The following is a 23,392-nucleotide window of genomic DNA, read 5'->3' as shown; positions in this document are numbered from 1 at the left end:
ATCTGGAAAGAAAACGGCTAAACATCCTGTTTAGTACCGTTTCTTTCCAGAAAAATTCATCGTTTCAATATCTTATCCACCTTGACCGTGCCATCCGACAGGTAACTGCGGCGAATGATTACTCCTGTCGTGTTATCGCCCGGAAGTACCCTACGGCCTGACAAGTCGAAGAACTCTTCTCGCTCCACCGTTGCCGTAGTTTCCTCGGCCGAGTAAATTCCGTTCTCCACACCCTCGTCATACGTAATGCCCTCGAACGATATGTCATCTATGAGGAAATTACCTTGGGATGCCGCCAAGCCCCATACATATTGTGTGGCTCCCTGTTGGAATTCACCACCTTCATCCGTGGTGGAAGTCCCCAGATGCCAGGTTTCCCCGTCGGTAGAGTACTCTATTTTCAAAGTCACCTTGGAAGAACCCGAAACCGAAGCCCGGTACCAAATGCTTTTGCCCGAAGCCGCCTGCAAGGATACGCTCGCGCTGTTGAACATGTTCAATTGCTTGGAAGACGTGGACTTGTAAATGCGGAAGTCGGTAACCGTACCGTGGTTGTACACATTCATATAATAACCGGCCATGATACCCGGAGTATACCCCTGGTTGGCGTTCCCTATCGTGAGCGTGTCACCGCGAAGAAGCACTCCGTTCTTGTAATCGCCCGATGAAGTCACGACCTGCCGCCACGTCACGCTGTAATCCGTACTTTTGCGTGTAAACCGCTCCAAATCCAACACTCCGGTGCCGTTCGCACTCGGTGCCGTGTACACCCGTAACATCTTGCTCGTACGGTTCTCCGAATCCGTATAGTTCGACACCCCTGCCGTACAAAGGTTGCCCACGCCACGGGTAATCCCCTCGGCCGGTGGATTGGAAGCCCCGGAAGAAACGGCATCATCCTCGAAATCATAATACGTGACATAATTGGCAGGAGTCACGCTCCCTTTCAGGTTCACCTTGCGTTCTTCCATATAAGAAGTAGCGATGGTCATCACGTCCTCGTAGTCATCCACGGCCATCTCCGGTTTCAGACGGACGAATACACGCACGGCACCTTGCTCATTGGTCAAGCGGTTGGACTCAACAACCAGTGCGCCGGTATATTCACCCAAGGAGTCGAGCGAAAGCCCAAAGGCATTGCCTGCCAAAGAAATCTTCACATCACCCAACAAATCCGTTCCGCTGATTTCCAAACTGCGGATGACCGCATTCGTTCCACCATAAGTCATGTTTATGTCCTCCAAATCCGTCTGTGACATCGTAAGCCCGGTATTATGGAAACGGATGTCGTCTACCGTCATGGCTGCTTCCCAACAAAGACGTGTTTCACCACACGAGAACGTGGCATCTTCCGCAGACAGCATATTCTGCCATTGTACCCCGTCTACAGAACCGTCAAAGTATAATTTCCCATCAAGCAGCGTGGCACGGTAATATGCCATCCCCTCGGCCTTGTCTCCCTCGGCTAAAGTTTTGCCCACACGCAAAGTCCCGTCTTCGTCTTCTTCCATCACAACGAGCGATACTTTACCACCTTGCACGCGGAACAGATAACCGCCACGGAGCAACATGCCTGCATCGCCTTCCAACTGGTGCCATGACACACTATAATCCACGGCATCACGCGGGAACAACTCCAACAGGGCTTGCCCCATTCCGTCCGTACCGGCAGCATAGGCATGCAATGCCTGATTGTCTTCAATGGCAACCACGCCGGCTTCGCCTCCCATCAGGGTCAGCATTTCAGCCGCCGGGTCTGTAGCAGACGTGCCCGATTTATCATCTTCAAAATCGTAAACATAAGCATTATCACGATTTATCTTGATACAATCCACCAATACGTTTACAGGCGTTGAAACAAACTTCAATTCCACTTCGTTCTCCCCGGCCTCCAACTCTGCCTCGACAGATGTCTCTGCCCAAACACCATTGGTGGCACGCATCGTCAGAGAATTTCGTTTGCCATTTACAATCAAATACATACGTGCACTACCATTCGGAACCTGATAACGGACGCTTATGGTATAAGTTCCATTCCGAAGCACTCTTACCGTGTCACGGATGGAAGCCGAACGGTTCGTGCCCATTTCCACGAACCCTTGGCCTTGGTAGCCCGGATAGCCATTATAATAAGCATTGGTACGGCAAGCCCCGATATTCTTGTAATCGAAAAATTCGGCTTCATACTGCAACGTACCGGCATATACGGACGGACGCTCGGGCACTTCTATCCGTGCCGGTGTCCATTCCGTCAGACGTCCGGTAGCTTTTCCCTTACACTTGATGCTCAGTTCCACCGGACCGTTATGGCCTACTACCAATGTCAGCACACCGTCTTCCCAAATCTGTTTCACTTCGCTGGCACGATGGTCGGCACGGTCATACCACTCCACGACCGGTTCCTCCGAGGCACCATAGATGCGTACCGTGTCGTTGGCATTTTCGGCTTCAGCAAAAGTTCCTCCGTTGTTATTACCCGTCTTGGAATTCCGATAATTGGTCATATAAAGCATCACACTATCGGAAAACTCTTTCATCACCGCCATGGAATAGGGCGAGATATCCAATGAAATGCTGTCTGCCGTATTATAAAGAAAAGGTATGCAACCCTCTGCGCGACGTTCGGATATGTGGCGTGAACGCACGCCACCCACCACCTTGTCCTCATATTGATAGGGATTATACGTCATCCATGTATTTTCTGCATGAGCTGCATAAATGTCTCCCGTATATTCCTGTGGAAAAAGTTTATTGAATTCGGCCACTTTCGCTGATTCATCCGGCCAACGGGTATCGTACTCCGACACCTTAACCACCTGAAGTTTGCGTGCCGTTTCATCTAATAAGTCGTACACTTGTGGGATAGATGGATAACGGCCGGTGGATTTCAGCCACCACTTATTTTCCAACCAAGAATTATTGTATTTTCCATCGTTTCTATCTCGGTCACAATTCGGACGATACAATCCGTCATAGAGTGTAGACGGAGTCAGATAATCGTCAAAAGTCCCGGTACTCTTGTCATTTTGCAGACAGATTTTCGTCCGTTCTACAACCTCCTCACGCGAAAGGATACGTACTGTACCATCTAAAATTTTTCGGAACTCATCAATATTGATATTGACGAAATGTGGAAACCATCCCCAATTTCGCCGTGTATACCCGTCAGGAGTCACAGAAGTGTTGATTTCTCGTGAGACTTCCACCGGAATTGTTTCCGGCCCGTCAATGACAGTCTGTCCCGTCAGCATAACATGTTCCATGATAGGCATCGCGCCCGAAGCTTTTACAAAAGGTTCTATCTCCTGATCATTCTCCGTGGCCGAATTACCATCGTCAGTACTCCACCCACACGCATCAAAACGGATGCCATATTGTCCGGCATATCCTCCGAGCCATGCCCCAAGGCAGTTACTTTCAATGTCGAAAAAGCCATTTTGCATCGTGTACTTCTCACAACAGATGAAATGCTCTGGGTGTTCCGTCAGCAGACGGTTCACTTCCGGATTTCGTTTCATATAGGCTATTGGCATCATATCAGCCGAATAGTAAGCCTGTGTAAAACTTACAACAAGATATCCCCCGTATCTATGGCAAATCTTCAAAATGTCACCAAAAAGAGATAAACGCTCTAAAAAAGAGGGCGTTCCTTCCTCCCCGAATCCCCAAAATTGCTCAGCGAAATTCCAACCGATAAAATTCGGGTACTTGCGGAAATAATCTTCGTACACACTCAAATCATGGTCGGAGAATCGGCTATGCCCACCACTGGCACATTGTACCATAGACCATACACGTTTCTGTGCACAGGCCTTCAACCAAGAATCACACACAGCAAAACCATCATTACAAATGGCATCTGTGGCAGACAATGAAAGGCTGAACACCACATAAGGACGAATATCTTCCGGTACCATCTCTATAATCCTTTCTGGATCCGGCGTATTCCACGTATCCACATGTACAATCCACAACGGCCGTTCCGGCGAGATAGGCCGTCGCAAGGGTGCATCGGCCTTGGCTTCCACCAAGCCTGCCCCAACCATCAAGACAAACGAAACGCCCGCCAAGAACGCCCGTTTGCATTTCAAATAAAATTGTTTCATAAAAGTAATTGTTTGATTTTTAATTATAATGATTTACCAATTATCCGTACGGAAAGGAGAAGCCAAAAGCCCGTCCTTGTTACATAAGTTCGCCTCTTCGGGGTTGTTGCTCCAAGCATAACGCACGGCCACAGGATGTTCTACCTCCGGACTGCTCACCACCACCTTGCCGCCTTTGATTACGGCATCTGCCCATACGAACTTACGGTCTTCACCCGCAATGGCAAAATGCTTCAGCCTTCCGCCCCGGCACGACAATCCCCGTCCGGCATCGTCGAATGAAAGGATAATGCGGTTGCCTTTCGTCTCCATACCTTTATATATAGGACCCGAGGCCGCCACCTTTTCGCCATACACGATTTTGCGTGCCCCAAGGAACAACCGCCGGGCCACCGTTTTCTTGTCCAAAGGATGGATGTCGTTCCATTCCCCGGCATCGTATGTCACGGCCAAAGCCGTATGGGGAACGTTTCGGGATACTTGGAACTGTGCCTCGCGCAGGCGTGCCCACCCGCTGTCGGAAGGCTTGTCTTGCTTTGCCATATAGTTAGGCAACTGCACCAAGAGGAAAGGCATCTCCGGCCACCCCCATGTCTCGCGCCAGTCCGCTATCAGGGAAGTCAGCAACGGGGCATACTCTCCTGCCCGTCCCGCATTATTCTCTCCTTGGTACCATATCGCTGCCTTCACTTTCCAGTTACGCACAGGGTAAATCATGCCATTGTACAATCCGGAACCGGCATGCCTCAGGTTGGCCAGACGTTGCTCGTAAGGTTCTGCCTCGGCACGGTCGAATCCGACCTTGTATTTCCACACCCCGGACAATTCCACTTCGTCGTCATCCCCCTTCAACTTATACACCTTGTCACGCACGATTTCTCCATTGCCGTTCAATGCCGTCAGCTTCAGGGTCACGTTGTTCACACCTTCCACCAATACGCCTGCCGGAACATCATACTTGCGCGGCGGTCCGAAATACGCCGTCGTACCTACGAAAGTGCCGTTCACGAACACCGAGTCACAATCGGACATGCGCCCCATATAGAGTTTCGCATGCCGTCCCACCATGGAAGACGGAAGACGGAAGTTCTTCCTGTACCATACGCTTCCCTTTACCCGGATACCCGTCTCGCGCCAAGTGCCCGGCACGTCCACTGAGTCCCAAGCGGAATCGTCGAAATCCCTCCGGTTCCATTTCCCGGTACCCTTGTCGCGCTTGGCTTCGGCTGCGGCCTCTAATGCCTCGCGGTCTACCCGCAGCTTGGGGAAGTCCTTCAGATGTTCCTGGCTGATCCAAGATTCTATGTCCATCCCCCCCTTGCTGGAAACTAACATGCCCACCGGCACTTTATAGCGGTTGTACACTTCCGTGGCAAAGAAATAAGCCAAAGAAGTCCAGTTCATCACTTCGGAAGCCGTAGCCGAATGCCATACCCCACTTCCGGCCAGATTCTCCTTCACGCCTCTCACGTCGTCCTGATAAGGCACTTTGAAATGGCGGATCATGTGATTGTTCGACACCGGTATTTCAGGAAATTTCTCCACCAACCGTTCTATCGGATTCTCTTGGTTCGATTGTCCCCCGCACAAGAAAACGTCGCCCACGAGCACGTCACGTATCACCTTTTCGTTCACCTCCATGAGGAAAGGCCCTCCCGGCAGCTGCGGAGGCAGCATCACGTGCCACCGCCCTTGGCCGTCAGCCTCGGTATAATAATGCGCCCCCCGGAAACGCACAGTCACCTTCTCGCCCGGATCGGCCCATCCCCATATTTTCAAATCCGTCTCGCGTTGGAGCACCATGCGGTCACCCACCAGACTGGGCAGTTTTACTACAGCCCCGGCTTCATTGCCGACACAGGACATCCCCCCAAAAAGCAAGCCGAGACATAGCCGCCTTGCCACTTTTCCCATTTCCATTCTTATTTTATCTATATTGTTATTCCATTCATTCTCCACGAACCAAAGACAAGGCCGGCCCCACATACGTATCTTGCAGTCCGCCCCAATCCACCACGACCCGTTGTACCATTACACCCGGATCGCCACATACCACGGCCAGTTTGTGCCGCCTCCGTTTGGCATCTATGGGAAAACGGAATGTAGCCACAGCACCGTTACGCAACACCTGGTCTTTCCACACCTTGGAAAACTCCTTGGGTAGGTTTTGAGCCACCTGGACGGGATGGCCGTCCACGGAAATCCCGAAACGTGTTCCCTTTCCTTTATATATAGGAAAAAACGGTAAAGTATATACATGCACGGTCACGCTATCGGCAGCCATGTCCGGAAGTGCATATTCCACATGCGGACACCTTGGGTCTTCAGGATTGACAGAGGCCTCCACAGCCTCGCCCAACTGCAAAACGCACCCGTCGTAACCGATGCCTTCCACCACTTTCAGACTATGAGTCCCCTCACCGTCCATCCGGGTATATCCGGCCAAATCCACCACGGTACAACCTTCCAAACGCCCTTGCTCCTCACAAGGCATAATATCCACTTCTTTTTCCCCCACTTCATCCGACAAGGCCAAGCGAGGCATGTTTTGGTATTTGGCCACCCACCCCGGTGCCAACATCATCATGTGGTTCCACTTTCCATCCAACAACCGATTGTAACGGTCGTTCAAGCGGTTTATGCTGTCGTAAGCCTCCCGAGACTGTCGGGCCGCCCAATTAGCCTCTTCCATCCGCCCCTGTTCAGCACGTTCGTGGTTAAGTTGCGCCATCAGAAACTTCCGGTTCATCTGGTAAGAGGCCATGGCTGGATAGCCCAACATCTCAAAAAAGGACGCACGGTAGGATTCCGGCAATCCGGCCATGGTTTTCTCCGCCCAATCGGAAATACGCCGGTAATCGGCCAACCGTTGACGTGCGTCATTATACACCTCAAAAGAATATTCCGTGTCTGCCAACTCCTTATATTCAGGGGCATCCCATTCACGTTCCCACCCCATGAACTCCGGCTTACGACTCCAAGCCAGCCGATAGTAAGTATCGAGTGCGTCCTGGAACTCGTCCTGATAACGGTTGCCGAACATCCCGGCCATGAATTCGGCCTGATGCCGGTGAACCCGCCCATAGTCATACGCGTCCAAGTCCCAAGCCAAATCGAAAAAAGTCTTGATGCCCAATTCCATCGGTTTGATGTCGCCCACATTCAGCAACCAATACCGGTCGGCTCCCGTATCATACGCTTTTTTCAATTCCTCATACATCAACACCGGCGGCGTGGTACACAGCCACAGGTAATCATGAGGGCCACCTAAATAAGAAAGGTGGTAATACACACCGGAACCACCCGTGCGCTTCTGCTCCTCAGGATTACTGAGCCGCTTCAAGTAACCATAGTTATCGTCCGGCCACACCAATGTCACATCCTCCGGCACTTCCAACCCTTTCTCATAGAGTTCCAACGCTTCTTTATAAGGAACGAATATCTGGGGAATCTCCTCTAACGGTTTCCTCACGTACTTCGACAGGATGCCACGTTGGTCGGTAATGGCCTCATGCAGCAAAGCCACCTTGCCTTCTTCCGTCAGGTCACCCTGCATCCCGGCATCGTGCAAACCGCGCATGGCCAACGTATATACATTCTCATAAGGGGCAGCCTCACATACCCGTTTGTCCAACTTCCCTAAAATGGTCTCCTTGTTTCGCGTATAATCCCATGCCCCGTCTTTCTTCGTGTCCCACTCTTTATTGGAAGCGTTGTTGAACAGAAGCGGCTCACAATGCGAAGTGGTCACCATGATGCCGTATTCATCTGCCACGCGTTTGTTCTCCGGATGAAAATAAAAAGGGTCGGAACAACCATGCATGGCTGGGGCGAGCATGTTCCCTTTCAAGCGCAAGACAAGTTCGCACACCCTCGCATAGGTTTTCGGACCGATATTACCCAATTCTTTCTCGAATGTCTTTGCCGCCCAAGGATTCAGCCCCCATCCCTCATCGTTCAGGAAAATGCCGCGATAACGGACGGATGGTTTGTCCGAAACATAATCTGCCTTGACCCACAAACGCGCACGGCGTTCCACTGGCACGTCGGCCCACCAGTAGAAAGGAGAAACGCCCATGGCCTCGCTGAGCGTAAAGGCACCGTAAGCCACCCCACGACGGTCGCTGCCCACGATAACCAAAGCATCTTTCACTCCGGGCAATGGATTTTCCACCCGCCGGATAATGAATTGCTCGCATCCGCCTTCAAGCGATGAAACATCCAACCGTCCCTCTTCCACCATACGGCTTATAAGTCCGTTACCCTTCCCATGTATACCAAGAATCACCGGATGCCCCCCGGCTACCTCCGTACGTATGCCGACTTTTTTCCCCGTGACCCTGAAGATGTCTTCCGACAATAGCCCAGTCACTTTCTCTACAGTCTTCCCGTCTTCGGGGGCATATACCAAATAAGCTTCGGATATAGGAAAACTTCCTTTCCGGGGTTCTCCAAAGACACGTAACGTATTCGCTTTCGCATACACGGCAAAGGACATCGCCCATGCCATGATTCCCAGACACAACATCCTTATTCTTCTTCTCATCACCTTCATATATACTATCTTGTTCTTTACACGCAAAGATACGGCATTCTGCATGTAACCCATTTTTGCCTATGTAACATATTTATTCTCCTATGTTTCATTTACCAAAAAAAATTCCATCACGTTTCATAAAACAAAATATATGCTACTTATTCAAAAATGAAAAAGGAAATATAACCTTATCTTTGCACTATAAGGATAAAGGCAAAGCAAAATAGGTTTCATAATATAATGATTAGGTTAATGTTGGTTTTTCAGGTGGTTTTGCCTCAAGGTAAAGATTGCACAGGATGGTTTTTCATAATTGGAAATTAGGTTAATGATTGGTTCTTAGGTGTTGGTATTGTTTAAGGAAGGAAGATTGTTATCATGGAAACACAAACAGCTGGAAAAATAACCGGCTATGTATCAAAAACCGCTGGAAGAGTTCCTCCTCCAGCGGTTTTGCATTTTACTTGCAGGACAAGCCCTGACACTCTTGTTTTACTCGTCAGCCACCAACAATCTTATTTCATAGACACGCGGTGTCGAACTTTTCCCGGAAGGGGCAAACCGCACGGTCAACACGTCTTTCCCGGACACACCTTCCGGCAAATCAAGGAAAACCGTCTGCATACCCTTGCCATCCGGCTGTCCCAATATGCCTGCCGCCTGCCCGTCCACCGAGACTGTAGCAGCCACGTCTTTACCTTCTGCCGCATAAGTCACCCGCAAACGGGCCACTTCGCGCCCATTCGTTTTCATACGGTACGAAAACCAACCTGCCCCGTCCGCAGCACGCCAATGGCGATTGCCCTGGCTTCCCGTACGCGACTGCTCCGACTGGATGAAATGGTCGCTCTCCGGCTGCTGTTCCCCACAGATGACCTTATCTGCCGTCGCAGCCTCCAAAGCATTCCGTTCACGCTCCACACGTGCCAGTTCCTCCTGTTGGGCTTTCAGTTTTTCGGGAGAAATCACCGGCCAGTACACCATATAACGGCATTCATACAAGCGATTGAACGGTTCCAACACCATCCCTTCATAACGTTCGGGACGCACACCGCGAAGCTTGAATTCCAATGGTTTCCCTTCCACCTTTTCGATATGTGACAGAAGTTCGTCCTTGTCGCCCACAATCACCGGCATGTCCTGCAAAGGCCACTGCGGCCCGCCCGCGATATGGCCGCCCCGGCTGTCATCGGCGAACAATCCGACCTGCTCCTGTTTACCCATACGGGAAGCCAAGACCACCGGACCATACATGAACGAATAGTTGTCCGACCCGTCAGGCAAAACCACAGCCCGGAGCGACATCGGCAAAGTCAACCGCACCTCGTCCCCGTCCGTCCATTTACGGCTGACCGCCACATAACCGCCGGAAACCGAAACAGGTTGGGCCGTCCCGTTCACCGTCAACTCCATCCGGGAAGCGTCCGTCCACTCCGGCACACGGAATTTCACTGTAAACGTCTTAGCCTTGCTACACGACAGGCGAAGGGTGGTCGCTTCTTCATAAGGAAAAGACGTCCGTTGCTCTACACGCACCTTTCCCCACTGCAACACCGAGGGTATGAACAGGTTCACATACAAATCATCCCCGCCATGGGCATAAATCATCTCCCCGTATTTCGCATGGTTCTCCATTCCGGAACCTACGCAACACCAAAAGCTTGTTTGTGGTTGGGAATACACCCGGTAATGCCCCGAACGCATCGGCGTGAAATATACGAAGCCTCCTTGCACAGGATCGATGGTAGACAAAATGTGATTGTACAACGCCCGTTCGTAATAGTCCATGTAATGTGCGTCCGCACTGGTCTGATACAACATCTTGGTCAACCGCAACATATTATAGGTATTGCAGGTCTCCGGTCCCTGTTCGCTCGTCAGCATGCTGGAAAAGTCTTCCGAGGGATGGAAATGCTCACGCACGCTGTTGCCACCTATGGAGATACTGCGCTGATCCACCACCGTCTTCCAGAAGAAACGTGCCGCATCGTCCCAACTTTCGTCCCCTTCCAAGTCCGCAATACGCTTGTAACCGATGACTTTCGGGATTTGGGTATTGGCATGCTTGCCCGTCAGTTGGTCTTCCTGCTTCAACAAAGGGTCGAGAATCTCACGGTGCGAGAAACGGCGGGCCAGTTGCATATAGCCGTCCTTTCCCGTCAGGTCGGCCACATCGGCAAACACTTCGTTCAATCCCCCGTGTTCGCTACGCAACATATCTTGTATTTGTTCATCGCTCAGGTCTTTCGTCAGGTTCATCATCCAATCGGTCAACTTCACCAACATGTCCTTGGCTTGCGCACAGCCTGCCACCACGTAGGCGTCACGCAAACCGGCATACGTCTTATGGATATTGTACAAAGGCACCCACCCTCCGTTCAGTCCGAAAGAAGAAGCCTGTATGTCCCCCTTAGACACGGCATCCCATATCTTGCGCCCGTTCGGCGCACCACAAAGGTATCCGTCACCGGCAGCGTCCTGCGCCCTTTTCCATTCGGACAACATGTAGTCTAACCGTTGTTTGATTTCCTCGTTCCCGGTGGCAGCGTACATATAGGCAAGTGCCGAAACGTAATGCCCCCCGATATGGCCGTCCAGACCGGTATTTTCCCAGTTGGTATAATTGTCGGCTTTCGGTTCCAAGCCCGCACCTTTCAGATAAGGTGCCAACAGGCGGTCGGGATCCAACCCGAGCAGATAACGGATATCCAAATCCTCCGCATGCTTAAACGGACTCTGCATCAGTCTCACGTCACTCAACGGGAAAGTCTCCACTTTCACCGGAATCCGGGCATCTGCCGAAGCCATCACCACCAGCAATGATGCCGAACATAATGTTTTCAATACATTCATATCTCTTATATCATTTTCTAATTTTAATCCGACCTCACCCACTCTCTCACGGATGGGTGTCATTCTTACACGCACAAATATACGAATTTACTCCAACCGGCGCAACCATAACCGTCCACATCTTACTTATTTTCCCGGAATGCCATCCCTTTCGTCCATGCGACTCCCAGACACCGATTCGCACCGGGATAAATATCCATGACATGTACCCTTTCGTAACGCCTTGATTACCCCAAGTATTACACATTCTATTTCAACAACTTACATTGTTCCGCAGAATCGAAAATCATTCTCAGGAGAACGATTTTTCATTCTCAGGAGAATGATTTTCCAATCTGCGCCAAACAAATCCGTAATCTCAGCCGAATAAACCCGGAATGAATAAATATTTACTTTCCAAAGATTTCCACCTACGGCACGCCCCTGCATATCCCGTCCACTCAACGGGCATCCACTTTGCCATGTACTTCTATCTCGGCCACGGCCGACCGCTGTCCGTTCCCTTCCGACGGGAAAGAGAAACGTACGAAACGGGCTTTTTGCGGATGCGCCAACGTCTTCTCCCATGATGTCCCTTCTGCCACAACTCCATCCGAAACCAGAACCCATTCCACGTTGTCCACAGAGAACTCTACATTGAAACCCTGACGGGTTTCCGGAGGAAACTGGGCTTTCACAGAATGCACCTCCAATGTCCGCTCCATATCGAGCGTCAGATAAGGAGACGCGTCGCTTTCAGCAGGCTTCCAATAAGTCTTCCGGTCGCCATCTGCCGCAAAACCGGGAGAATGGCCCTCAGACGAGCTACTGGCAAAGGTGGGACTGTCCGGACCGTAAACCTGAAGCACGGACTCCACATGGCCGGGAGTGAAACGCACGTAAGGGCGCGAAAGCACTTGGACCGACTTGCCTTCCTCATATTCCGGCGCACCCGTAAATTCAAGCTGCACCCGGGCGGATTCCAATCCGGACGAAGAGGCCTCCACCACCGTACGGCCTGCATAATAAGATCTCAGTGCCATGGCAGCCTTGCCGTCCGCAATCCGTATGTCGCTGTCGGCCGAGAACGTGATGGAACGCCCGGTCGGGAACTCTCCCGGACCGGAAATGACGGAAAGCGTCACATCCGGACTATTGCTTAACTCGCGGTCTTCCTTATCCAATACCGTGAGCACCAACTGTACATCGTCCGTACCGTCGGCCAAGATGCCTCCTGTCTTCGAAGCTTCCAGACGTAGACGCGCAGACACGCCTTCTTGCGGCCACGACGGAGGCAACCGGTGCCCGTATTCGTTACGATACCAATACCACGAACGCTTGGGCAGGCGGAAATAGTCCACAATGCCCAACCGCGCCATGCTCTCTCCGAAAATGCTGCCATGGTCGAACCCGCACCAAATAGCCTGTCCGCTCCGCCATTCACGTCCTTTCCAACCTTCGTCACGGGCCAAATCGCCCCATCCGGCCATGTATTTGCCGGGACGCTCGGCCAACGTGCTGCCGTATTCCGTCACGACACTGGGAATGCCGGGCCGTTGGAAGTCGACAATATTGGCCCCGTCGCCATTATACCCGGCCACATCGCCTATCTTGTCTATACGGTCGTCTCCTAACGGGCGTTGTGCCCCTCCGACGGCCGCCATGCGCGTAGGGTCGAGGCGGTGCACCGTGTCCACCATCTTTTTCAACAGGGCCTTCACAGCCGGAATCGTCTTCCCGTCGGTAAAGAACGGTTCGTTGCTCACGCTCCACACAAATACGGAAGGATGGTTACGGTGGATACGTATCATTTCTTCCAATTGCGCAAGCACGTTGCTCTCGAATCCCGCAACGTCACTCTCCTTCACGGGATAGGCACTGGCGGTCCAACTTCCGTCCTTTTTCGGCCCCGCCGTACCCCAAAACGGGGTTTCGGACCAGAAGAGCATCCCCTCCCGGTCACATGCCTCTGCAAAAGCTAGAGCATGGGGATAGTGGCTGCCACGAATCATGTCGAAGCCGGCTTCCTTCATCATCCGCACGTCTCGCCGCATGGCCTCTTCGGTCACGGCATCGCCCCAACCAGCCTGGTCCTGGTGGACATTCGCCCCCCGGAAGAAGAAATGTTCCCCGTTAAGGAAAAAACCTTTGTCGGCTGTCCACTCGAACCACCGGAAGCCGAACGCCACTTCTTCGCTGTCCAATAACTTGCGCCCTTTGTACAGGCTGCACACCACCGAATACAAATGAGGATGCGACGGATGCCACAAGGCCACGCCCTCTATTTCATCAGTAGACAAATCGAACCGAGCCATACTTTGCGCTTCCACGCGCCGGACAGCCCTTTGTCCGGACACGACACGCCGGTTTTCATCCAATACCTGTATCTGCAATTCATACGTTCCCACTTGGTCCGTCAGGTTGCGCACGTCGGTTTGTACACGGACGGAGGACGAACGTCCCTTATGCGCAGCCAAGGTCGGCGTGGTCACAAACGTGCCATACCAATCGATGTGCACGGGGTTCTTCTTCACCAGACGCACGTTACGGTAGATACCTCCACTAAACACATGTTCACCTCCACGCGGAGCCACGTCGCCCCGCCACGAGTTGTCCACCCGTACGGCGATTTGGTTCTCTCCCTTTCTCATGTATGGCGTGAGACGGACGTTGAAACCGGTGTAGCCCCCTTTATGCGTCGCGGCCAAACGGCCATTCATATATACTTCTGCCACTTGGAACACTCCGTCGAACTCCAAAAAGATTTCCCGCTTCAGGTCAGCCTTGTCCAACACTATTGTCTTGCGATACCAACCGTAACCGGTATAAAAGTCCTTCCACATGAAATAGGGAATGCTGAACGAATGGGGCAAGCCGACGTGCTCCCATCCTGAATCGTCATAATCTGCCTGTTCGGCTCCCGGATAATCGCCACGCTGATAAGTCCACTCACGGTTCAAATTCACCACCTCGCGGTTATCCGTCTTCTTGGCCTGTACCCCCAACGTGATACAGCTAAGCCAACACCAACATATCCATACAACCTGTTTCATCCTTATGTGATTATTTTTTTAGGGGAAACCTACAAATTCCCTATGCGGAATTTATAAGTCTTCCCGGGTTGGGTTTGCACATCATATTCATACACTTCGGGAACGGAAACCGACGGACGTGCCTTCAGTTCGGACGAGTACAAAGGTTCCTTGATTGTGGCTGGAGCCAACAAGCTATTGGGACACACGCCCGAAGCTTTCTTCAAGCCCTTGCCTTTCAACGGTACGTAAGAACGCAAACGCAACGTACCCCCTACGGTGGAACGCACGGTGGCAGACGACAGACGGCCATCGGCCCACTCCATGTCCACTTCGTATCCCCCGCGTGCCCGCAAACCTTTCACACGGCCTTCTCTCCACACATCGGGCAAGGCAGGCAACAGATGCACCGCCCCGTCGTGGCTTTGCAACAGCATCTCTGCAATACCGGCCGCAGCCCCGAAGTTGCCGTCAATCTGGAAAGGCGGATGGGCATCGAACATATTAGGATATGTACGGCCTTCTGGGTATTCCCCCGCCACGGCATCACTGGGCAGTAACTGAAGCATGTTGCTGATCAAACGATAAGCATGGTTGCCATCCAACATGCGCGCCCAGAAGTTTATCTTCCACCCGATGCTCCACCCCGTAGCCTTGTCGCCACGCTGCTCCAACGTAGTACGGGCAGCCCGGAAAAGTCCGGGGTGCGAAAACGGGGAAACCTGGTTACTCGGATAAAGGCCATAAAGGTGGGAAATATGGCGGTGCTCGTCCTTAGGATCGTCCACGTCTTGCAACCACTCCTGCAACTGGCCGTACCGTCCGACTTGCATGGGCGGCAACCGGTCGAGCATCTGCGCCAAAGAATCGCGGAAAGCGGCATCATCGCCCACAATCTCAGAAGCCTGCAAAGTATTGTACAAGGCATCAAACACTATTTGGTTGTCCATCGTACAACCTGCCGTTACCGGACCGTGCTCGGGCGACACCGACGGAGCCACCACCCACCATTTGTAAGAAGGATGCTCGGTCAGGAAATCCAAAAAGAAACGGGCCGTGCCTTTCAATACCGGATAATAAGCTTTCAGGAACTTTTTGTCGGCAGTGAACAGGTAGTGCTGCCACAGATGCTGGGCCAACCATGCCCCTCCACTCGGCCACATGCCGGCCGCTGCAAAATCCACCACGCCGCTGATGCGCCACAAGTCGGTATTGTGATGGGCCACCCATCCTCCGCAATTGTACATGTCACGAGCTGTCTTCGCCCCCGTCACGGACAAGTCTTCCAACATGGAGAACAAGGGTTGGTGCATCTCACTCAAGTTGGCCACCTCGGCCAACCAATAATTCATCTCAGTGTTGATATTGATGGTGTATTTGCTGTCCCAAGGAGCATTCGTACTGCGGTTCCAAATGCCTTGCAAATTAGCCGGTTGCCCGCCGGGTTGGGAAGAGGAAATCAACAAATAACGGCCATACTGGAACAAAAGCGCAGCCAACGACGGATCTCCACCTTGACTGAAATCGCGGATACGTAAAGGGGTCTCACGCGCCGCAGCCTCTGTCTCACCCAAATCCAACTCCACCCGTCCGAACAATTCCCGGTAATAAGCCACATGTTTTTCCAAAGCTTTCTTATAAGGAATCTGGACAGCACGTTGCAGGCAACGGTCGGCACGGGCAGCCGCATCACCGCTCACATCGTGGTAGTCCACGTAATTCGTAGCCGCCGACAGGTAAAGCGTAGCTTTCGTTGCACCGACCACCTCCAGTTTTTTCCCGTCGGCGGTTGTCTTGCCGTCGCTCACCACTTTCACGCGACACTCGACACGCAAGGCTGCTTTTACACCTTCCTGGTCTTTGCCCTCACAAGCGATGGAAAGCATGTCTCCATCGGCACTGACTTCGTGCTTTAAAGGAGCGTCGTAGCCCACCGTGAAAGCCAAAGCCCCGGCCTTGTCGGCCTGCAGGCGCACCACAATCACGCTATCCGTGAAAGAGGCAAACACAGTGCGGGCATAAGCCACGCCGTCCACCTTATAGCGGGTAGTGGCCGTAGCATTCCCGATATCCAAGTCACGATAAAAATCCGTAGCTTTATCATGCCCCGGGAAATCCAGAAAAAGGCTTCCCATCGTCAAATAGCTCATGCCATCCTTGCGTGCAAAAAAATTGGCATCGACCAACCGTTGGGCTTCGCGTGTCTTATCCTGAAATATCAGATTCCGAACTACCGGCAGGACGTACAACGCATTCGGATTGTTATTGTCGTAAGGACCGCCGGCCCAGAATGTCTCTTCATTCAACTGCAGTTCCTCACGCCCGGTGCCGCCATAGACCATGGCACCCAATTTGGAATTGCCCACGGGCAAAGCCTCCGTCCAATCCTTGGCTGGCTTGCCATACCAAAGTTTCAAATCCCCCGCCCATGCCATGCAGCTACAAAGCAAAAGCAAGGCTCCCAATAACTTCTTTTTCATCGTACTCGATTTTTTCAATATTTCCTAACCTCCTACAAAGATATACAAATAAAAAGTCTTCGCCTTTACAAAGAAGAAAAAACATTCAACCTTTTTTGCACACGGACACTGCCGTCACGGTAAAGTTCACGCACCACCGTCACGCCCCGGCAACCGGGCTTTATCCTACGGCCACTCAAATCATAATGCTCCACACTTACAGGACGCCCCGACACCGTCACGCCGTCCACCGTCAAGGCTTCCTCCCGCAACTTCTGCACATAGCCGGACAAACTTTCCGCCGCATCCCGCATCCGCAAGTTGTCTGTCATGTCCACCTGCCCGAATGCGCAGTCCCGCACGGCCTCCTTCAAATCCAAATAAGCCTGTGCTGTCAAGTCAAACCCGTCCTTCTCCCATCCGGATAAAGCTTCCTGTGCCGTTTCCAAAGCATTCACATACACGTCTACGCTTTCTTTCCGGTCAGCCAAAGGTAGCCATACAGCCTCTACCGCCTCCATCGCTTCTTCATACTCCGAAGGAGCTGTGGAAACGAAACCTTCATATTGATCCAACACGATTTTCAAAGCTGCGCGTAAATCTTCCGAAGCGGCATAACAATCCGATGCCGTTGCCTCGTATCCCCGCGCCGCTTCTTTCATCAATCTCAGGAAGCCACCTTTGTACACGTCGGCCACAGAAGGCTGAGTCGTCATCCTTATCCCACCAAGAATGATGGAATTCCACCCCTGAGACATCGTAAAATGCAATTCATAATTACCTTCGGATGTTATGGAAAACACATATTCATGCGCTTTGGAACCTTTTACTTTTTCCGTGGAGACCTCGTCCATACATCCAGAAGAAAGCAGCCCGACCTGCGACCACACGCCCTTGCCTGTCCCATCGGTCACTTGCACATCAAAGGTGGCCTTTCCTTCTTCCGACCCCGCACTCCAATATACGGAATTGAATGACAATACGTATTGTCCGGGCAACAAGTGCAGACGATACCCATCGTAACTCCCAAAATAAAAGTCACATACATCGTAATCACGGGCACTCAAATAGAACCCCGCATCGAAATCACCTCCTTCAGGGAAGTATTTCAGCCGGGCACCGCCTGTATTGGCGGCCCCCGATCCTTTCTCATCCTTCGTGCCGTCCTTACGGCTGTTCACACGCTTCCAACCGGTAGGTATGCCTTCGCCCACCACCGCTTGCTCTTCTCTCCAAACAGGTGAAAGCAACGTCTCTATGGCAAGTTCATCGCCGACCTCAACCACTCCTATCGTATAAGTGAACACGCACGACTGCAAGACACCTCCCGCTTCGTTCTCCAAATGTTCCACTCTCAGCGTATAATCCCCATCAGGCAACTGTACCCCGTCCGGCAAACGGAATGTCAAGCGTTTGCTAAAACCACTCTCAGATAACACAAGCGGATATTCCATGCCTTCGCCGGAAAGAATAGCCTTGGCTTCTCCACCATCTACCGCTTCATCGAAGGTGTAAACAAAAGCCAAATCCTGCGAAGGCAAGTCAAAAGAATGGTTTTCCGGCTCAGCCGACACCAACGCAGGAGGTTCCGGTTCCTCTGGTCCCAACGAATATCGCTTGCAAAAATTCCAGATTTCTTCCGTCGTCATGACACTGGCCGGATCATTGGAGTGCCAATGTCCTTTGCCCTCTATTGAAATGAGCACGACTTCCACTCCGTCCTTTCCTCCGGAATACCGGGTATATGTAGCCGATGACCCCGGTTTACCGGCAGGATAGGGTTTGATGACTTCGGGATTCATGTCGCAACCGTCGAACGCAGCCCACTTCTTCACATATTCCGGTATACTTCCATACCCTCCGGCCGGATGGTTGGCATCCCCGTTGTAGTATACGACGTTGTCAGCTGTGCCGTGCGTATGGATGATGGGCACTGCACGTCTGCCTGAAGGATTACGGTAGTCCACCGGAATACCGCTCACCGGGCCGAAGGCCGCAATTTTATCACCCATCCGCGCCATGGCATGGTACGTCATCATACCGCCCATGGAAAAACCGGAGAGATATACCCGGTTACGGTTGATGTGGTAACGGTTGTACATCGTGTCGATAATCGTCTCCAGAAACTTTATATCCGTATCTCCGGATATATCCCAAGCCTTATTGATACCATTGGGGTAAACCACCACAAACTTGGCCGTATCGGCCACGGCTTCCCAATTCGCCTGTCCTTTTTGGTAATTGGCATCCTGATTCATTCCATGTAACGAAATGACCAAAGGCGGATTATAAGGCAATCCCTCGGGGGCGTATGTAATCATGTTACGGGTTGTATTACCCACTTTGATGCTCTCTTGCGCGTTTGCCTGCATTCCCCATACCCAAGCGCAGAGCAGACAAGTTCCTATAAGTTTATTCATTTGCATATAGATTCAGGTTTTCAACGACTGTTCTTTCCTAAAAGGTATAACATTTTTTCAGCATAACGCCGTCCCAACTCACGGTAACCGGCCGCATCGAAATGTAACGAGTCCGTAGCGCACGTGCATCCGGCGGAAGATACCACAGCAGCTGTCGGAACGACTTGCGGAAGAGTACGGATGATATTATTCATCGAAGCGCATACGCCACCTTGGTCGGCATTGACCACTTCCCCCGCCAAGAGGGGCACGTCCTTGGCTTTTAGCCCAAGGTCTTTCAACAGGCTTTCATAGACTGTTTTCACCTTTTTCGGCCATGCCTTGTCGCCCGTGTTGGATTCGCCCTGATGAACCAGGATACCTTTTATCACGCCATCCTTCTGGGCCAAACGGGCCATCTCCACCAAACGGGCATAAGGGTCATTGCCGTAATCCTTCAACATGCCTTTCATCCAACCCGGAGCACGGTGGGCCACATACGTTGCAATACTATCCTCCATGAACGTCTCGATATGACAGCCTCCGATAGCCACGTTGATAACACCGACCTTGACATTCTCCGGAAGCGTGGCCACCAATGTCCGACCAAAGTAATCCACCGGAGTAAGTCCATCCCCCGGCCGGCAAAGCGGAGGCACCGCCGTGTACCATTTCCCTTTTTCACGTTTCCGCCCTGAATCATCCACTGCCGCCATCATCCGGAACCGCTCATCCACGTCTCGCAAATCCCGGTTCTCGACACGGGCATTGCCCGCCATGTTCGACTGTCCGAAACAGAGGAACACGTAAAAGTCCGGATCGGGTTTTCCCCCATCCTTTTGCGCCCATCCTCCCACGGATGCGCACAACATACATACACTTAATATAATCTTCTTCATCATTCAGTTTCCCTTTCTGCCATTTTATTCTTCAATTCCACGTACTTTTTGCATAAATCGCTCCCGCTCGGCAGAGGCAAGCAAGCTTTCCTCTGCCGAGCTTAATCGCGATTTTCACTTTTCAACCTTTTCATACCGGAAATAGTCTACATCCACGTAACCTCCACCCGTCTTCGTGGCATAATTGAATATGCCGAACTTCGTGCCCATGAAGAGCTTACGGAAGTCAAAACGCATCTTGAAATCAGAACCTATTTTCGTCCATTCCTCACCGTCCAGACTGTAATAGAACACGGCTATATCCCGTTTCAAACGGAAATCCGCATCTATACGCAGGTAAACATTCTTGGTACGAGGAAGCTTGACACGGGCGCATTCTTTCCGTTCCACCCCTGTGACTTTCTTCTCCTTGTCGGTCAATGACACAACCTCCTCAGTCATCACCAAGAACAAGTCCTTCCCGTCTTTCTCCACGGTCAGGATACCGGAATGGCCGTTAAAGGCGGCGAATCCGGCACGGTCACCATCCTTCATCCCCTTGACATCCAGACCTATGCGTCCGCTGCATTCCGGCCCTTCCATCCGTTGGGTAAGCGTGTTACGGGCTTCATACAGATTCTGTACTATCTTATTGGTTTTCAAACGTAGGAATCCTTTGTGTTCCTTCAGTGTCCAAGCCTCATCCACAGGGTTATGGTTCCACTGCCATTCCATCTTCAGCTTATCCCCATCGAACTCATCGCTTACGACCAAGGGGATGACCGGTCCGCCTTTCACCGGCACTTCCATCACTTCCGGCACACGACCGTTTTCATCGCCCAACATAGGCCAGCCGTCTATCCAACGGCAAGGGGACAATGTCAGCACACGCCCCACGCCGCCACGGTCTTGGAATATCACACCATACCAGTTTCCTTCGGCATCGTCCACAATCGTCCCTTGTCCTACGTAAGGGAAGCCCGCAAAATTATCGCACAAGATGACCTTCTTTTCGTACGGACCGTCAATCTTGTCGGCCCGGTAGCACAACTGCCGGCGTTTCCCCCCATTGGGCCAGGAAATCATCAGGAGATAATATTTCCCGTCATGTTTCAACATACGGCTACCTTCAAGCAGTCCCTTTTCCTCCTCATCCCTCACCGGCAAGGTGACGTTCAAACCACCTTCTTTCACACCGGACAAATCCGGTTCCAATTCAGTAACCTGCCCCGTACCATAAAAGGCATAGGCACGTCCGTCATCATCGAAGAACAAAGAACAGTCGTGGAAATGCTTCATACGACTGTGCAAAGTCCAACCCTTAGCCGGGTCGTCCGTAGTATAAATAAAAGAACGGTACGGCACATCGTTTGGAGAGAACAAGGCATAAAACTTACCGTCATGATAACGGATGGATGTAGCCCATTGTCCCCGTCCGTATACCGTACCTTCCTCCATATCGTATTTCGGAGTCTCATGCAACTTATCGAAAAGATAACTGACCGTCTCCCAGTTCACCAAATCTTTGGAACGCATGACCGGTGCCCCGGGCATCAGGTGCATGGTCGTGCTGACCATATAGAAATAATCCCCCACACGAATCACATCCGGGTCGGGCACATCGGCCCAGACCACCGGATTCTTAAATGTGGCGGGCTGTACCTCCGTAAGTCGCATTTCAGGAGATGCGGCAAACACCGGAGCATGCCATGAAAGCGCAACCGCACAAGCAAACGACCATCCCCAAAAGCTGTTTTTTTTCATTATCCTTCTCATTTTCCTATTATAATGAAGACATTAAACCATTATTTTGAAAACATCCAATAATCGAAGTACATCAACCTGCCGGGTTTGTTCCCCTTGCAAATAAAATACAGGTCATGCACGCCGGTTATCCGTTCTATTTCGGAAGAAACCAATGCCCAACGGTTGTCTCCTCCGGTCATAGGCACCTTCAATGTGGCCAACAACCGTCCCTCACGACCGTCGGCACGTACTTCCATCGTCACGCCGCCGTTGTGCGTCGTGCCCACACGAGCTGTGATACGGGACGCGCCTCCTTCACGGAAATCCACGTCCCTCACCTTGATGTAAGCCCCGTCCTTCATGGCATTGACAAACACGCCCACTTTCTCATTCTGGGAAGCTTTCATCCCTTCGGAGAAAGCGATGGTTTCCGCTTCCGTCTTCCGGAAAGGATTCAGCGTCTCCAACCCTTTCTCTATCCCGGCGGTCATTTTCAACGGGACAATCGACCCGTCTTTATTGAATTCCGCCTGTTCCACGCATACCGAACGGGTAAAACCTCCGCCACCGGGCAACGCCCCGTTGTGATAAAACAGGTAAGTGTTTCCCTTATAGTCCACCATACCGGGATGGTTGGTAAAGCTCCGTCCTTCGGTAGGCATCAACACACCACCGTACTTCCACGGGCCTGTCGGGCTTTTGCTCATGGAATAACCGAGGTGCTCCGATATGGGGCCTCCCGCCCACAGCAAATAATACAAATCCTTGCGCTTGTACAACCAAGGCCCTTCTTCATAGAGCGTCGGACGCTCGGCCACGTTGCCCTCACGTTTGCCAAACGCCTCCTCCACCATCGGGACACGGACGATGTCACCACTGTAGGAAATCATGTCTTCGTTCAGTTTCACATAATAACAAAAAGGATTTCCCCAATAGAGATAAGCCTGCCCGTCGTCATCCACAAGGACCGTGGGGTCGATGTCTCCCCGTTTGCTTTGCGCCAACGGCTTTCCCAACGGGTCGTGGAACGGGCCATAAGGACTGTCTGCCACGGCTACTCCGATAGCACCTCCCCCCGATTTCATCGTCACGGGCACGTAAGCATAGAACTTGCCTCCGCGCTCCACGCATTGCATGGCCCAAGCATCACCTTTCGCCCACGAGAATGTCTCGTAAGACAATACCGCTCCGTGGTCGGTCCAGTTCACCATGTCGGTCGTCGTATAAAGCTTCCAGTCATTCATCACGAACCATGTGGAAGCGTCTTCGTCGTGACTGGTGTACAAAAACAACTTACCATCGTGCACCATCGGTGCCGGGTCTGCCGTGTACATGGTCTGCACGATAGGATTCTGTGCCGCCAACGCCATTGGCCATAAAGCCAATCCCCCGATACAATGTTT

9 protein-coding genes and 1 pseudogene are annotated in these 23,392 nt (G+C 51.9%); all 10 read right to left on the bottom strand.

Annotated elements, in window-relative coordinates; all coding sequences use genetic code 11:
* Positions 1-56 precede the first annotated feature (56 nt).
* A complete protein-coding gene (locus tag E0E47_RS01485; RefSeq protein WP_130892680.1) occupies positions 57-4,106 on the bottom strand; it encodes a glycoside hydrolase family 98 domain-containing protein in 4,050 nt (1,349 codons plus the stop codon).
* Positions 4,107-4,139: 33 nt separating this feature from the next.
* Positions 4,140-5,972 (bottom strand): sialate O-acetylesterase, encoded by a 1,833-nt coding sequence (locus tag E0E47_RS01480; RefSeq protein ID WP_232038512.1) that lies wholly within the window; start codon positions 5,970-5,972, stop codon positions 4,140-4,142.
* Positions 5,973-6,054: 82 nt separating this feature from the next.
* Positions 6,055-8,652 carry a glycosyl hydrolase 115 family protein gene (locus E0E47_RS01475; RefSeq protein WP_172604627.1) on the bottom strand — a complete coding sequence of 866 codons (2,598 nt, stop codon included), beginning with the start codon at positions 8,650-8,652 and terminating at the stop codon, positions 6,055-6,057.
* 483 nt (positions 8,653-9,135) lie between these two features.
* Entirely contained in the window at positions 9,136-11,496 is a 2,361-nt protein-coding gene (locus E0E47_RS01470; protein WP_130892678.1) for a glycoside hydrolase family 127 protein, read from the bottom strand.
* A 440-nt stretch (positions 11,497-11,936) separates the two neighbouring features.
* The gene (locus E0E47_RS01465; RefSeq protein ID WP_130892677.1) at positions 11,937-14,528 is read right to left on the bottom strand and encodes a glycoside hydrolase family 2 protein; all 2,592 of its coding nucleotides are present in this window, start codon (positions 14,526-14,528) and stop codon (positions 11,937-11,939) included.
* Between the two features lie 29 nt (positions 14,529-14,557).
* Positions 14,558-16,987, bottom strand: coding sequence for a glycoside hydrolase family 95 protein (locus E0E47_RS01460; RefSeq protein WP_130892676.1), 2,430 nt, complete (start codon positions 16,985-16,987; stop codon positions 14,558-14,560).
* A 65-nt stretch (positions 16,988-17,052) separates the two neighbouring features.
* On the bottom strand, positions 17,053-19,386 hold the full coding sequence (locus E0E47_RS17480; protein ID WP_232038289.1) for a CE1 family esterase: 2,334 nt from the start codon (positions 19,384-19,386) through the stop codon (positions 17,053-17,055).
* A gap of 32 nt (positions 19,387-19,418) precedes the next feature.
* Positions 19,419-20,264, bottom strand: a pseudogene (locus E0E47_RS01450) (sialate O-acetylesterase); the annotation flags it as partial.
* A 114-nt stretch (positions 20,265-20,378) separates the two neighbouring features.
* Positions 20,379-22,007 carry a glycoside hydrolase family 43 protein gene (locus tag E0E47_RS01445; RefSeq protein ID WP_130892675.1) on the bottom strand — a complete coding sequence of 543 codons (1,629 nt, stop codon included), beginning with the start codon at positions 22,005-22,007 and terminating at the stop codon, positions 20,379-20,381.
* 41 nt (positions 22,008-22,048) lie between these two features.
* Positions 22,049-23,359: a glycoside hydrolase family 43 protein gene (locus E0E47_RS01440; protein ID WP_172604742.1), complete on the bottom strand. Its 1,311-nt coding sequence runs from the start codon at positions 23,357-23,359 to the stop codon at positions 22,049-22,051.
* Positions 23,360-23,392 lie beyond the last annotated feature (33 nt).

This window comes from Paraprevotella xylaniphila YIT 11841, from assembly GCF_900683745.1.
Taxonomy (GTDB): Bacteria; Bacteroidota; Bacteroidia; order Bacteroidales; family Bacteroidaceae; genus Paraprevotella; species Paraprevotella xylaniphila.
This window is presented reverse-complemented; position numbering and strand designations above follow the sequence as displayed.